A 15417-nucleotide genomic window follows, 5' to 3' on the forward strand; every position below is an offset into this window, starting at 1 on the left:
GCTCTAATCGGATATGATTTAGAAGCCACAAATTCTATTGACAGATTATATGATGCCATGGCTTTAGGTGTTAAAACAAATTTTGAAATATATTCATTATGCAACAATCAAAGACTTTCTATACAGGGAAGAACTTTCGATCAAAGCGACATCGTTCCTATTGGTTTAAAAGCAGATCAGACAGGTATTTACACTATAGCTATTAATGCTGTAGACGGAATATTTTCTGACGCAAACCAAAATATCTATTTAGAAGATCTAAACTTAGGAATAACACACGATTTAAGAAGTACTCCTTATAGTTTTACTGTTGATGCTGCGGGAGTAATTGACAATAGATTTAACTTAAGATATACTTCTAATGATGTTTTAAACAATCAGACTTTTTCTTCTTCTGAAAACGCAGTGAAAATTTACCCATCAGGAAATCTGCTACAATTTGATTCTTCTATTAACAATATCAAAGAAATTGTAATATACGATGTTTTAGGCAAAATACTTTTCAATAAAAACTACACCGAAAAATCAACAACTGTTGATTCTATCACTAAAACGAATTCTACAATTGTAATTAAAGTTATTCTGGATGATAATTCAACCGTTACTAAGAAAGTGATTTTCTAAAGAAACATTGTAAAAAATATTCATACTATAAAAAGAAGCTGTAAATACAGCCTCTTTTTTTTGCTTTACTTTAATTGTATCAATGATAGAACCTAAAAAAAGAAGATTCCATTTCACTCAAAAACCAATATAAACCCTCTTTAAAAATTAAAGAGTAATCATCATTCAAAATAATGCTACCTACACAAATCATATTTTATTAATTCCTGAGCTAAATGACTATCTTTTTAAGATTAGATTCTTTATTCTAGAGAGCACATCTAATTCATTTTCAATCATAATTGCTTTAAACAATAAAAAAACAGGTACAAAAAAAGAAGTCGTTGTAAACAAGGACTTCTTTTATAAAGAATTTTTATTTTTTGTTATCTCATGATAGAGACTTTCTTACTTACTTCTAATCCATCAGCAGTTTTCAACTTAACGATATAAACACCATCTGCCAAACCAGATGTTGAAACCTCTATTCTATCATTTTCCCCTAAATTCTCTTTAGAAACAACTTTCTTACCCGTTACATCATACAAATCCAATAAACTAACTTCTTTTTTAGATGTATTTAAGACAGTTAACATTGCTACTTTATTATTTTGATATACTTCAAAGCTTTCCGCTACCAACTCATTAGTAGCCAAAACAACTTCATTTGTATTTTTAAACGTAATCTCAAAACGAGATCTATTATCTCCAGCAGGCAAATCAATCTCAAAGAAATTATCTTTTACATCAAAATAAATCCCTGTCTGTTTGTCATAAATATACACTTTTTGATTCTCATCAAATCCATACAATGCATCTGTAACCTTTACTTTAAAGTTGGTTTGCACATTATTTCTAAAACCTACAGGTATTCTCTTATTAACATCAAAATCAACTACATCAATAATATATTCATAAGGCATTTGATCTACAACATAATAAAATCCAATAGGACTAGATTCCGAAGCTGAACGCCCATCAAAACCATAATCAAAACCATCTGTCGCATTTTCATCGAATCCTAAAGTAGAAACACTAACAACATTATTATTATACACTGTAGTTACTTTCAACTGCGGAACATACCCTTTCTTTATAGTTGTATAGTCAATATTAGCGACATTAGGAATTGCTTCAAAATATTCGCTCTCACCACCTAAACTATGATTAGGAGAAACTGTTCTAGCAAATTGAGATTGATTAGTCGATCCTTCTTTTCTAAAAACTCTATACGAATTTTTCATCATTACAGAACCATTTGTTACCCCTCTAACCATAAAGCCTTGTCCAACCGGAGCAAATCTTCTTTCTGCTGAAGTTCCATTAGTTCCTAAATTTGTTTCATATTCCCCCGCTCCGCTATAATTCCAAAAAGCTGCAGGAGTGTACCCCACTCCCGGAGTATAAACACCATAACCTCCATCATAATCTGTTACATAGTGAGTAGTAGAGCTTTGCTCCCAGAATAATGCTGTACCATCAATTACCGCATTATTATCCAACAGAAAAGAATTCAAATCTATTGCACTCGGATAAGGATTCCCTACTAACGTCAAATTTCCTGAAGAAACTAAACTTGAAATATTACCATCATTTGGTTTACCTCTAAAATCATAACGTTGAGCACTTCCGGGATTGTTTACTATCCCATCATTTGCATCTGCAATAGTACTGTCTGTACCTGAAGTCCCTTTCATCGTAAAACCCAAACCAGGAGCTATTGTTGATGCTGAACCAATATAATTCCATTGCGCATAAGCATTAGATGTAGTAAAAGTATATATCCAACGTTGTGCGATAGACAAAGTCGACGCAACTCCGTCATAAGAATTGTAAGGCAAAACGTTAGCTACAGTACTAGTTGTTAAACCCGTAGGCCTATTCAACAAAGCAATACCAAAATTAGTATTTCCAAGACTTGAACTAGGTACACCTACAGGAGAACACCAATAGTTATATCTAAAATTATCACTCGTTCCTTCTTGAAACACAGACAAAGAACCTAAACCCGAATTTTGTCCTAACCCTGAAGTTCCTTGCAATAACTGGGACTGATTTCTTAAATAAACATTCCCTCCTGTATTCAATTCAACCGATTGCGTCACATAAATGAATTGATCATTTGAATAAACATAACCTCCGGTTCCCACATAAAGTTGTGCTTGGATTCCAAATCCAGTTAATAGCACCAAAGCAAGTAGAATCTTTCTCATAATTTTAATACTTTATCAACTACAAATGTAAAATTAAATACTTTATAACCATAAAATTATCGACAAAAATATCTTTTCTATTGATAAAATAACTCAAGAAGAAAAAACATAATAGTATTTTTCTTAAAAATATTCCAGATACAAAATCTAAAAAAAACAAAAAAACAGATAATTTAACTATAAATATAAATTTAGTAAAAAAAAACAATTAATACATTATCTTTTTGCTAACAATTAAACAATATTTTGTTTGATTTTAAACAAAAAAAAATACATTTGTAAAAAATTCAATCAACCTCTTTAACTATAAAACCATGAAAAAGAAGCTACTAGATAGCACTAGAAAATCTTTTGCTCAAAAAGAAAAAGTTAACTTTTTGTTAATGCTTTTTTTTATTTTTTTCTCCTTAACAAATAATTTATTTTCACAAGGCACTACATGTGACACAGCAACATCTATCACTATAAACGGAGCATGTATCACTAGCTCAACAGCTAACATTACAGACGCAACCCAAAACACACCAACAGCAACAGGCTGCTCTATTGGCACTTTTAGAAGAGAAGGCTGGTATACTTTTACCATTACAGGCGGACCTTTAGATATTACTATCACAGCAGAATCTAATAATAGAAATCTTTTTCTACAATTAATCTCATCTACATCTGCTTGTACCGGATTGACACAAATTGCTTGTGCTAACGACGATACCGCTAATAATAGTGCACAAACAGAAACTATTACACAAACTTTAAGTAATGGTATATATTATATCAAAGTTTTAAATGTCGGAGGTGACAACAATATGAGACTGAATAGCATATGCGTAACAGGTAGTGCAGCTTCTGGTTATTGTACACCATCTTCAACAAATACTAGCGATTACATATCAAGTTTTACAACTACCGGCGGTGTTACAAATATCAATAATAATAGTGGCGGTTTATCAGGTACTGGGTATGGTGATTTTTATACAACACATTCTACTAGTCAATATCCTGGTTCTTCTTTAAATTTTACAGAAACTTACAATGGCGGAAGCCATGGCTTTAATATCTGGGTAGATTGGAACAACGACGGAACATTTGCTACAACCGAAAAAGTTTTTGCTTCTACCTCTACAGACACAGGACATTCAGGTAGTTTTACAATTCCCGGAGGACAAGCAGCTGGTGACTATAGAATGAGAATAAGAGGCTGGTGGAACAATAACAATCCTGATCCTTGTACTAGTATTTCATATGGTGAAGCTGAAGATTATAAACTTACTGTATTAGCTTTACCTTCTTGCAGTGGCACACCTACAGCAGGCACCACCACAACCTCTCCAACAAACGGAGCCCCGGGTTCTAGTTATACTGTTTCTGCAAGTGGTTTTACCAATGCTTCAGGACTAACCTACCAATGGCAATACAGTACAGATGGCGGATCTAGTTGGACTAATGAAGGAACAACTACCAGTTCGTATTCTAATTATACTGCAACTGCTCCCTCTGCAGGAACAACTGTTACTTGGCAATTAATTATCACTTGTACTGGTAGCAGTCAAACAGCAACTTCTACTACTGCAACATTTACTTCAGTATCTTCAATAAATGTCCCAGCAACCGGAAACAACTCTCTATCTTGTGGAACTAACACATTATTATATGACAACGGAGGGCCTTCTGGGAATTATGCTAATAGCTCTAGCGGCTATACCGTATTACAAGCTGGCGCAGCCGGAATAATCAATATTAGTGGAAGTTATACAACTGAAAGCGGATATGACTATATTCGAATTTATAATGGTACAGGTACAGGAGGGACACTATTAGCCTCTTACTCTGGAACAGGTTCTATAAATTATACCGGAACGGCCGGACAAACACTTACTGTTCAATTTTATTCTGATAGCTCTTCAAACTATTCTGGTTTTTCACTTGCTGTATCGTATGGAGGAGCGTGCACTTTATCTCCTTGTACTGGCACACCTACAGCAGGCACAGTAACAACCAACCCTAACACAGATTGGCCTGGAGCTAGTTATACAGTATCTGCAACAGGTTATTCTCTGGCTACTGGATTAACATATCAGTGGCAATATAGTATTAATGGAGGAACTACATGGATCAACGCAGGAAGCGCTACAAGCTCTTATGCCAATTATAATGCTACAGCTCCTGCTAGCGGGGAAGTTCAATGGCAATTAGTAGTTACTTGTACTAACAGTGGACAAGTAGCAACCTCTGCTATTGGAGTTTTTACAACAATGGAAGTAAGTGATGTTGCTACAGGTTGTCCAAATGTTGTATCTGGCGGTTTAGGCTTAAGCGGTGCCGACCCTAGTCCTTTTAATTGTTCTGATACATCAACATGTGTAGATTTAGAAGCTACCTATTTAGATTTAGGAGACACCACTAGTTACATAGTTGAACCTATAGCATATAATCCTCCATTTGCATTTAACAATTTAGCAAACCCGGTAAGTGTTAATGTAGATGATGTTTGGTCACCAACTGTTAACTTACCATTCAACTTTTGTTTCTATGGAAACACTTACACACAATGTTTAATTGGCTCAAATGGAGTTATTACATTCGACACTATAAATAATACAGCTGGTGGAACATGTAGCTGGTCATTTGACGCTAATTTACCTGTTGCAGGTGATACTGCTTTGGTTGAAAATGCTATTTTTGGAGTATTTCACGATATAGACCCTGGAGTTGGAGGCGAAGTTGGATGGGAATTAATTACATTACCTTCTGGCTGTAGAGCTTTAGTTGCATCTTGGTATAACGTTCCTTTATTTGGCGATAATTCAAAAATTTATACCGGAATGATGGTTTTATATGAAAATTCAAATGTAATTGAAGTATACATTAAAAATAAGCCAATTGATCCGGATGATTGGAACGATAATAATGCTGTAGTTGGAATACAGAACGCTACCGGAACCCTAGCATCGGTAGCTCCAGCAAGAAATGGTTTAGACACTGATTGGGTCACAGCTAATGAAGCATGGCGTTTTGTTCCCAATGGAAATTCAATCGCTTCTTTAACTTGGCATGAAGGATCAGGTGTTTCTGGGCCTGTGATAGGCACAACTGACATCTTAAACGTTTGCCCAACAGTTACAACTACTTATACCGCGGAAATAACTTATACTCTTTGTGATGGAAGAACAATTACCGAAGTAGACGAAACAACTGTAACCGTTAACGGGTCAAAAGTATGGAATGGTTCTGTTAGTACTGATTGGAACAATGATAACAACTGGACTCCTACAGGGAAACCAACAGCTCTTGACTGCGTTGTCATTCCTGACACATCTAACGACCCTATAATCTCTGGTAGCGGATATAACGGTTTAGGACTTAATATGAGCATTCTCAACAACGCTGCTTTAACAGTAAACTCTAACAATGCAGTAACTATAACAGACTGGGTTAACATAAATACTACCGGCAATTTAGTTTTAGACAATGCTGCCAGCTTGGTACAGGTTAACGATATCGCTAATCTAGGATCAGGAACTATGCAAATGGATAGAGGCGTAAACATTCGTAAATTAGACTACGTTTACTGGTCTTCTCCCGTTACATCCTTTACTTCTAGTGCTATTTCCCCAAATACTTTAGGCTATATCTATAAATGGAATCCTACTATTACTACCAACCTTAATGGCTTCGGAAACTGGGTTTCAGGAACAGAAAATATGGTTATAGGGAAAGGATATATTGTAAGAGGACCTAATAATTACACTAGTTCTTTACAAAATTTCACAGCTACATTTACAGGAACCCCAAACAACGGTACATTGACCACTCTTATATCAAGAGGCTCATATACTGGTGCTGATTATACTACTTGTACAACATGTACATTAGCCACCAAAGATGACGACAATTGGAATTTAGTTGGAAATCCTTATCCTTCAGCAGTTAATGCTATTAATTTTTTAACCGATAACACAAACATTGCTGGATTCATAAAATTATGGACTCATGGTACTTTACCTTCTTCTGCCATAGCAGACCCATTCTATGATAGCTATGTTTATAATTATACCCCAGGTGATTATTTAACATATAATATCACAGGTACTTCATCAGGACCTGGCATATTTAATGGTTATATTGCTGCCGGTCAAGGGTTCTTTGTTTTAATGAACGACACAGGAGCTTCTTCTCAAAATATAACCTTTAATAACAATATGAGAGATCACTCTTATAATAATGGTGAGTTCTTCAGAACTTCAAATACTAGATCAACTACTAATAAAAATAGAATTTGGCTCGACTTAGTTTCTCCAAACAATGCTTCTGTAAGAACCCTTATAGGATATGTCGATGGGGCTACCGATGGCGAAGATAGATTATATGATGCTATTACGGATAGAAAATTAGCATTAAACTTATTCTCTCTAATTGAAAACGAAAAAATGTCTATTCAAGGAAGATCATTACCTTTTAACAATAACGATCAAGTACCTTTAGGAATTACCATTCCTGAAGACGGAATATATTCCATTGCTATTGGAACCTTAGATGGACTATTTGAAGAATCTCAAGATATTTATTTAGAGGATTTAGCAAACAATATTATTCATGATTTAAGAGCTGCTCCTTATTCTTTTAATGCAGCCGTAGGAACTTATGATAATAGATTTGTATTACGTTACACTAATACCAACAATAGTACTTTAAGCACTGAAGCTATATCAGATGCTAACAACAATGTCTGGACAATTACTCAAGAGCAACTAAAATTACAATCTAATAATTTTAAAATTAAGTCTGTAAAAGTTTTTGATGTACTTGGACGATTGATAGAAGATAAAAATGATATAAATGATTCAAAAGTGGTTTTTGATTCATTACTAAAAAGCAATACAACTCTTCTACTTCAAATCGAACTTGAAAACGGAGTTAGTATAAACAAAAAAGTAATTTTTTAGACTAATTAAAAACATACTTGTAATAAAAGACTGCTTTTTAAGCAGTCTTTGTTTTTTACACCCAAACAATAACATTCTATTTTACAAATACTTGACATATTACCCATTATTTTAAAGTGTTTTTTTTAACTTTTTATTCACAAAATTATAGGGATAATAAAATTATTTTATACTTTTAACGGCATTTTTATACGACATATCGATTTTTATGTTAATGAAATGTTAACAAAACTTAAATTTAACACTCAACACTATGAAAAAACTATTAACCACGCTAATCATTAGCTTATCAACTATTTATAGTATGGAAGCTCAGGTCGGAGTCGGAACAACAACTCCAAGAGGAGCTTTAGAAGTAAATTCTACAACAAATGGTTTCTTAGCTCCACAAATTGCTTTAGCTAACACTACAACTTCTACCCCTGTTGTAAACCCTCAAGGAGGTGCGCTTCCTGCCGGTACAATTGTTTACAATACTGCAACAGTTGCTGATGTAACTCCAGGTTATTACTACTGGAATGGGACTATCTGGGTTAGAATGGCTACTGCTACATCTAACAACGATTGGTCATTAACAGGAAATTCAGGCACAACACCCGGGACCAACTTTCTTGGAACTACAGATAACGTTGAATTAAGATTAAGAACTAATAATAACGATAGAGTTAGAATCGGAAATACTGGTAATGTTGGTATAAATACAGCTCCTCCAGCTTCATACAAGCTTGAAGTCAATGGAGGTACAGACGATGCCATCTATGGTCATTCTTCAAATGTAGGAGGAATTTTAGGGTATGAATCTAACATCACCTTAGGTTCTCCAACACAAACCTTATCTGGTGCTGGCGTATATGCAAATAACCCTGCCTCTGGATATACTAGTGTATATGCGCAATCTACTGGTGCGGCAGATGTAGCTGCAAATATTGCCTACTCTGACGTATGGATTGCCAGCTATAATTATACCCAAAACGGTTCTGGCACATATAATCCTCCTGCTTCTTACCACCAGCTAAATGTTACTAACAGTTCTCTTGGCGGAACACAAGCCGCTATTAGAGCATATAATAACAGAGGAACCACATCTGGAAACCCAGGTACTTCTGTAGGTGTTCAAGCTACTGCTAATTCAAGAAATCAAGATGCTATTGGCACTATGTCTTCTGCTTATACAGATGCTAACTTAAGTTTCGGAGGTTTTTTTGCAGGTTACCAATACAACACCGTACGATACGCTTATGCTTATGTAGGAGGAACAACCAACGGAAGTACAGCTCGAAAAATAACCGGGACGGGTTCTGTATCAGAAATCATCCCAACTGAAGATCATGGTCGTATTACTTTAACATGTCCTGAATCTCCTGAATACTGGTACCAAGATTACGGAACAGTGGAAATAAAAAATGGAAAAGCAACAATAAAATTAGATCCAATTTTAGCAGATATTATTGTAGTAGATGATGAAAATCCCATAAGAGTTATTTGTACTCCGGTAGGAATGCCTTATTTCAATGGTGTAACTATTATGTCACAAACCAAAAATTCGGTTGAGTTATTAGAGTTAAACGGAGGCGCTCACTCTGGAAAATTACAATATCAATTAGTTCTTAAGCCAAAAACTAATTATGGTGAAGGTAGATTTCCTCAAGCTCCCGGTCCTGCTTACTTAAAATCAGACAAAGAGCCTTTAGCTGCTAAAGCTAAAAATCAACCAAATGACGGTAGAACAATATTTCAATGGCCTGCTGACCATGTTGTTTACAAATACAATCCAGAAGACCACATAGCTCCTGGAGATGTTGTACCTACAGGTCCTAATGCCGGAAAAGTATTTTTAGGCAATGGGAAATATAGTGAGGGAACTCCTGCTACTAACCCAGATAAAAAATCAAAAAAATAACTAAATATAAATTAAGAATCTACAGAAAGACCTCTTCTTTAAATAGTCGAGGTCTTTTTCTTTAGTATAAGCTTCTCGCTCAAAAGAAATATTTCTGTACGCTAAAAATCGATCTTTATATTTCAATAATAAGATTAAATATTCAATACCATACCAAATAAAGAACGGTAACACCAGCATTTCCAACTGCTGTCTGATGTGAATCTTCTCATGATTTAACAAAACGGCATCACCTCTATCCTTTTCATTAACCAAAATAATAAATGGGAAAAGAGTAAGTCCTCTAAACCGCTTTGGCAGTAAATATCTAAATACGATTACAATCATAACTGCAAAGTTGCTAAATTTGTAATTATGAATACAAAAATCGACCCAAATACTTTAAAAGAAGGTGAAGACTTCTATTATACTCCTGAAGGATATAAATGCTTCACCGAAAAATACCACCTCAAAAGGGGATACTGTTGTAAAAGCGGTTGCCGCCATTGTCCTTACGGATATGATAAAAAGACAGGAACTATCAAAAAATAAAACAAGTCAAAACCAAATAATACACGCTTAAGCCTGAACACCTTAAGAAAAAACAAAAACAAAATGACATTTCAAGAACAAATTTTAGAAGGCATTCCTTCTATTTTACCACAACCTAAAGTATACGAAACACAAATCAATCACGCACCCAAGCGTAAAGAAATACTAAACGAGGAAGAAAAAAAATTAGCGCTAAAAAATGCATTACGCTATTTTGAACCTCACCATCACGCTACATTACTTCCTGAATTTAAAGATGAATTAGAAAAATACGGCCGTATTTATATGTATCGCCTTCGTCCTGATTATGAAATGAAAGCGCGTAACATAAACGAATATCCTGGAAAATGCACACAAGCTAAAGCAATCATGTTAATGATTCAAAACAATTTGGATTATGCTGTAGCTCAACATCCACACGAATTAATTACGTATGGTGGTAACGGAGCTGTGTTCCAAAACTGGGCACAATATCGACTAACCATGAAATACTTAGCCGAGATGACCGATGAGCAAACTTTGGTTATGTATTCCGGGCATCCTATGGGCTTATTTCCTTCGCATAAAGAGGCTCCAAGAGTAGTAGTTACCAATGGTATGATGATTCCTAATTATTCCAAACCGGACGATTGGGAAAAATTCAATGCGCTCGGTATTACACAATACGGACAAATGACTGCCGGAAGTTATATGTATATTGGTCCACAAGGAATTGTTCACGGAACAACCATTACCGTTTTAAACGGATTCAGAAAAATCAAGAGAAGTCCAAGCGGAAGCTTATTTGTAACTTCCGGCTTAGGAGGAATGAGTGGTGCACAACCAAAAGCAGGAACTATTGCAGGCTGCGTTACAGTTTGTGCCGAAGTAAATCCGAAAATCACTAAAATTCGTCATGAACAAGGTTGGATTTATGAAGTAATTGAAAACATTGATGAATTAGTTGTAAGAACTAAAAAAGCTTTAGAAAACAAAGAAATTGTTTCTATTGCTTACCTAGGAAATGTGGTTGATGTTTGGGAAAAATTTGACCAAGAAAATCTTCATATCGATTTAGGTTCTGACCAGACTTCATTACACAATCCTTGGGCTGGTGGCTACTATCCTGTTGGTATTTCGTTTGAAGCTGCCAATGAAATGATGGCTAACAATCCGGAACAATTTAAAGCAGAAGTTCAAAAAACCTTGCGTCGTCACGCCGATGCTATCAATAAACACACCGCAAAAGGGACATATTTCTTCGACTACGGAAATGCCTTTTTACTGGAAGCTTCTCGTGCAGGTGCAGATGTTATGAATCCTAATCCAACATTAGGTAGAGAATTCAAATATCCTTCATACGTTCAAGATATTATGGGACCAATGTGTTTCGATTATGGATTTGGACCATTCCGTTGGGTTTGTACATCAAATGATCCGGAAGATTTACAAAAAACAGATAATATTGCTTGCGCAGTATTAGAAGAAATGAAGAAAAATTCACCAGAAGAAATTCAGCAACAAATGGCTGATAATATCCAATGGATTAAAGGAGCCCAACAAAATAAATTAGTAGTAGGTTCACAAGCACGTATTTTATATGCCGATGCCGAAGGACGAATCAAAATCGCAGAAGCTTTCAATCAAGCTATTGCTAAAGGCGAGATCGGACCAGTGGTTTTAGGGCGTGACCATCATGACGTTTCAGGGACTGACTCACCGTATCGCGAAACTTCAAATATATATGATGGTTCTCGTTTTACAGCCGATATGGCAATTCACAACGTTATTGGCGATAGTTTCCGAGGAGCTACCTGGGTATCCATTCACAATGGTGGTGGTGTTGGCTGGGGCGAAGTAATCAACGGTGGATTTGGCATGCTTCTTGATGGAACTACAGAAGCATCAAGACGCTTACAATCAATGCTTTTCTGGGATGTAAACAACGGAATTGCAAGAAGAAGTTGGGCCCGAAACGAAGGTGCTGTTTTTGCTATAAAAAGAGCTATGGAAACGCAACCTTTGTTAAAAGTTACCATCCCTAATATAGTTGACGAAACTATTTTGTAAATTTATAATTGTAATTGTAGATCAATTGATTGCAATTGCAGTTTGCCCAAAATAAAAAAGTTATGAATTATGAAAACAATTAAAGTATTAACTATTCTGTTTATCGCTACTCTAGCTTCTTGTAGTTCCGTTAGAGTCAATGCGGATTACGACAAAAAAGCAAATTTTGATTCATACAAAACGTATGCCTATTTAAAAAGTGGTGTCGATAAAGCTGAAATTTCTGATTTAGACAAAAAAAGAATCCTATATGCTATTGATGATGTAATGAGTAGCAAAGGTTTCTCAAAATCAGACCAACCCGATGTTTTGATTAGTATTTTTACTAAAGAAAGAGAACGTGTTGACGTTTATCAAAATTATGGTTTTGGCTGGGGATGGAATCCTTATTGGGGAGCTAATTATTCTACTGTTTCTACTACTCCGGAAGGAACACTGTTTATTGATATCATTGATGCCAGAACTAAAGAGTTAGTTTGGCAAGGAGAAGGAACAGGTTATTTAACTACGAATACAGAGAAAAAAGAGGAAAGAATTAAAGAATTTGTAAGCAAGATATTAGCTCAGTATCCTCCAACAATAAAGAAATAATTTATAAGAAAAGAAAAAGGTAGGCTATTTTTAACCTACCTTTTTTTAATGAATTAAATAACCTCTACTTTCAAATTTATTGCTGGTTTACCATCACTCTTAAGCAACTTATTATTTTCATTCCCCGACAACAATCCATCACGTCCTTTAATTTCTACATGAATTTGTTCAGAAGTATTCTTTAAACTCTTAAGAGTATTTTCTACTGACACAGGAAGTTTAAAGAAAGCTTTTACTTCTAAATGTGTCTGACAGTTGGCACAATATTTTGTATCCCATCTATTCAAAACAGCTTCTGTTCCTATGTGTTTTTTCTCTCCGTCTACAACCGCAAAAGCTGAAATCAGAAAAGAACCTCTAATAGGAGCTCTGTTGATATTGGACACTTTAATAAGTTTAGAATTATCAACCGCTTTTAACGTTCTTAGTTTTTCAACCTCAACAGAATCTAACGACCCAATGCTATACGTAAATCCTAATTGTTTTTCAATGTTAATACAATCTAATGAGCTGAATGATTTCCCATCTTCTTTCTTAAAAGGATTTAACGGACTCTCTAAAGTTAACCATGAATTAGGAGCCATTCCCGGAGTTGGTCCTTGGCTATCTACAGTATTTGTCCCCGGATACTCTGGTATGATATCCAAATAGTCTGTATAGCCATGTTTTTTTTGCCACACCCAAAACATTCTGTCAACATTGCAATGATGGAAGTAAAAAATAGGATCTAATCCTGCAGTATCATTTTCTCCCATATCACCATTAGCTCCCGGAATTTGAGAAAAATCCCCTTGATTAGGAACATCAAACCCTCCTACGGCTAGGTGAACACTATTATGTGGTGATTCCAAAGGTGTTGTATAGGTATTTCCTATTTTACTATTCCATTCAGCAGAGGATGTTGTATTCGAGAAAACCGTGTAATTTGGTGCCTCTAAACAATCCTGATACTTTTTTAATACTTGACCTGCTTTAGTATTCTCTCCATCAATGATAATTTCATCATTAAGCCAATTAACAATATTAGCATTTAACAAACTAACATTTTTAGCATAATCGGGAAACTGAGCATTATGAGCGGCTGTTGCTTTTCTGTCTGCTTCTGTCCCTACTAATCCCGAAAGCGGATATCTTACCGTTTCATAACCATAAGGTTTTGAGTAATTAGGATTATCTCCATTAATATTATCTGTAATATTCTGAGGAAAAATAAAAGAACGCAAAGGATTAGGAATTTGAACTCCGTCTAAAGTAAAAAACTCTTCTGTTAAAGCCCATGGAATTCCATTTTTTAAAGACTCTTCATTTGTTTCATCCCAATACGGCAACATTACATCCTGACAGCCAGGAATACTTTGAAGAGCAAGCTCTAATTTATACAAATACACTCTATGCCATGTTGGAAAAAGTACGTTACCGTGATTACAATATCCTCCCCAGTACGCGCTATTTCCCCAGCCGGCGCCTCTAAAAGGCTCTCCGTGAAATCCACCCAACATAAAAAAAGAATTAGGATTATTTGGCGGTAATTCTTTAATCCCTTTCCAAGCTCTCATTAAATCTTCTAAAGGCTTTTTATCACCTTTTGTATAAGCATCCTGAAGTTCGATAATTGAAACTCGAACTTTTAATTGATTGTTTGTTTTCATCATGTAAAAAGTTTAGATATTATTGATTTTTTTGTTTAATCATTTGAATTGAGACTTCCTGAAAGCTATTAATCAATGTTCCTGAAACGATAAATAATATGCCTAGAATCAGAATTCCATTATGAGAAGGTAAAAGAGACCGGCTAATTAATATAATCGAAGCACCTATGAGACTTAAAGAAAAAGGCAGATAACCATGTTTTTTAACTCCTTTAAACTGCATGAATAAGTGGAATCCCAAAAAAACAACGAATACAGGCAAAAGCCACTTCATATAAGGTAATTGTGATAAGCCTACACTACCGAACATACTCATATATAAAGCCCAACAAACCGGACATTTTGGGAAAAAAGCAATCAATAAGCTTAAAAATGCTGAACGAAAAACACCAAATATTAGTTTCGATTTACTTGTAGTTCCTTGTTTCTTAACCGTTGGCTCTTCTTCTTTTGAACAGCAACAACAATTTTGTGTAGAATTTTTAGTTTCCATAAGTATAAAATTACATTTGAAGAACAGCATAAAATGAGCAAACAACTCCCGCAGGACTCACTCCCCCTTGACCGTCAGGATGAGGAATAGCTCTGGTAACACTTCCTACAAGTGCAGGAATCTGATTTTCTCCGTTAGGAATCTGAGGAACGACATAGCAGAAATAGTCATAAATCCAAAGTGAGCCGCTAACAATTCCTTTTCCTTGAAACCACAAAGTAGCAGGATTTCCTTGTTGCATAGAACCTTTCAGTTCAAGCTCCCAACCCGTGTCATAGATTTTCCCAGATAAAGTCCCATCAGATTGTGTTTCAATTTTTAAATTGCCCCGTCCAAATTCAAGAGCATTAAAATCCGATGTTAAATCAGGATTATTGAGTAAACTTCTGTAAGTCCATAAACCGGAACCGAGGGTGTAATTAGGCTGTTTCATATTATATAGTTG

The 15417-nt window shown here is 35.2% G+C and carries 10 protein-coding genes and 1 pseudogene; 6 read left to right on the plus strand and 5 right to left on the minus strand.

Annotated features, from left to right (window positions below):
• Positions 1 to 624 (plus strand): annotated as a pseudogene (locus ACUSJC_RS13025) (hypothetical protein); the annotation flags it as partial.
• Positions 625 to 989: 365 nt separating this feature from the next.
• Here the strand turns inward: ACUSJC_RS13025 and ACUSJC_RS13030 are convergent.
• Positions 990 to 2816, minus strand: a complete 1827-nt coding sequence (locus ACUSJC_RS13030; RefSeq protein WP_449270004.1) for a T9SS type A sorting domain-containing protein — start codon at positions 2814 to 2816, stop codon at positions 990 to 992.
• A gap of 314 nt (positions 2817 to 3130) precedes the next feature.
• On the opposite strand from ACUSJC_RS13030, the gene ACUSJC_RS13035 reads away from it, so the two are divergent.
• Both ACUSJC_RS13035 and ACUSJC_RS13040 read left to right on the plus strand, forming a co-directional pair.
• On the plus strand, positions 3131 to 7759 hold the full coding sequence (locus tag ACUSJC_RS13035; RefSeq protein ID WP_449270005.1) for a GEVED domain-containing protein: 4629 nt from the start codon (positions 3131 to 3133) through the stop codon (positions 7757 to 7759).
• Positions 7760 to 8012: 253 nt separating this feature from the next.
• The gene (locus ACUSJC_RS13040; RefSeq protein WP_449270006.1) at positions 8013 to 9659 is read left to right on the plus strand and encodes a hypothetical protein; all 1647 of its coding nucleotides are present in this window, start codon (positions 8013 to 8015) and stop codon (positions 9657 to 9659) included.
• Here ACUSJC_RS13040 and ACUSJC_RS13045 read toward each other — a convergent pair whose 3' ends face one another.
• Positions 9660 to 9986 carry a hypothetical protein gene (locus tag ACUSJC_RS13045; RefSeq protein ID WP_449270007.1) on the minus strand — a complete coding sequence of 109 codons (327 nt, stop codon included), beginning with the start codon at positions 9984 to 9986 and terminating at the stop codon, positions 9660 to 9662.
• Positions 9987 to 10013: 27 nt separating this feature from the next.
• On the opposite strand from ACUSJC_RS13045, the gene ACUSJC_RS13050 reads away from it, so the two are divergent.
• From ACUSJC_RS13050 to ACUSJC_RS13060, 3 genes are all read left to right on the plus strand, one after another.
• Positions 10014 to 10190 carry a DUF5522 domain-containing protein gene (locus ACUSJC_RS13050; protein ID WP_449270008.1) on the plus strand — a complete coding sequence of 59 codons (177 nt, stop codon included), beginning with the start codon at positions 10014 to 10016 and terminating at the stop codon, positions 10188 to 10190.
• A gap of 63 nt (positions 10191 to 10253) precedes the next feature.
• Positions 10254 to 12239, plus strand: coding sequence for a urocanate hydratase (locus ACUSJC_RS13055; RefSeq protein WP_449270009.1), 1986 nt, complete (start codon positions 10254 to 10256; stop codon positions 12237 to 12239).
• 69 nt (positions 12240 to 12308) lie between these two features.
• Complete coding sequence (locus ACUSJC_RS13060; RefSeq protein ID WP_449270010.1) at positions 12309 to 12830, plus strand: DUF4136 domain-containing protein; 522 nt, start codon at positions 12309 to 12311, stop codon at positions 12828 to 12830.
• 53 nt (positions 12831 to 12883) lie between these two features.
• Here ACUSJC_RS13060 and ACUSJC_RS13065 read toward each other — a convergent pair whose 3' ends face one another.
• The 3 genes from ACUSJC_RS13065 to ACUSJC_RS13075 are packed head-to-tail and all read right to left on the minus strand — an operon-like array spanning position 12884 to position 15405.
• A complete protein-coding gene (locus ACUSJC_RS13065) occupies positions 12884 to 14482 on the minus strand; it encodes a tyrosinase family protein (protein WP_449270011.1) in 1599 nt (532 codons plus the stop codon).
• A gap of 16 nt (positions 14483 to 14498) precedes the next feature.
• Positions 14499 to 14972: a hypothetical protein gene (locus tag ACUSJC_RS13070; RefSeq protein ID WP_449270012.1), complete on the minus strand. Its 474-nt coding sequence runs from the start codon at positions 14970 to 14972 to the stop codon at positions 14499 to 14501.
• Positions 14973 to 14982: 10 nt separating this feature from the next.
• Positions 14983 to 15405 (minus strand): hypothetical protein, encoded by a 423-nt coding sequence (locus ACUSJC_RS13075; protein ID WP_449270013.1) that lies wholly within the window; start codon positions 15403 to 15405, stop codon positions 14983 to 14985.
• Positions 15406 to 15417: the final 12 nt, after the last annotated feature.

The sequence above is a fragment of the Flavobacterium sp. U410 genome, assembly GCF_053570605.1.

Excerpts from the sequence above, each read along its gene's own strand:
- ACUSJC_RS13055 (WP_449270009.1), top strand. The coding sequence starts at position 10,254 with ATGACATTTCAAGAACAAATTTTAGAAGGCATTCCTTCTATTTTACCA.
- ACUSJC_RS13060 (WP_449270010.1), top strand. The coding sequence starts at position 12,309 with ATGAAAACAATTAAAGTATTAACTATTCTGTTTATCGCTACTCTAGCT.
- ACUSJC_RS13065 (WP_449270011.1), bottom strand. The coding sequence starts at position 14,482 with ATGATGAAAACAAACAATCAATTAAAAGTTCGAGTTTCAATTATCGAA.
- ACUSJC_RS13035 (WP_449270005.1), top strand. The coding sequence starts at position 3,131 with ATGAAAAAGAAGCTACTAGATAGCACTAGAAAATCTTTTGCTCAAAAA.
- ACUSJC_RS13040 (WP_449270006.1), top strand. The coding sequence starts at position 8,013 with ATGAAAAAACTATTAACCACGCTAATCATTAGCTTATCAACTATTTAT.
- ACUSJC_RS13070 (WP_449270012.1), bottom strand. The coding sequence starts at position 14,972 with ATGGAAACTAAAAATTCTACACAAAATTGTTGTTGCTGTTCAAAAGAA.
- ACUSJC_RS13030 (WP_449270004.1), bottom strand. The coding sequence starts at position 2,816 with ATGAGAAAGATTCTACTTGCTTTGGTGCTATTAACTGGATTTGGAATC.
- ACUSJC_RS13075 (WP_449270013.1), bottom strand. The coding sequence starts at position 15,405 with ATGAAACAGCCTAATTACACCCTCGGTTCCGGTTTATGGACTTACAGA.
- ACUSJC_RS13045 (WP_449270007.1), bottom strand. The coding sequence starts at position 9,986 with ATGATTGTAATCGTATTTAGATATTTACTGCCAAAGCGGTTTAGAGGA.
- ACUSJC_RS13050 (WP_449270008.1), top strand. The coding sequence starts at position 10,014 with ATGAATACAAAAATCGACCCAAATACTTTAAAAGAAGGTGAAGACTTC.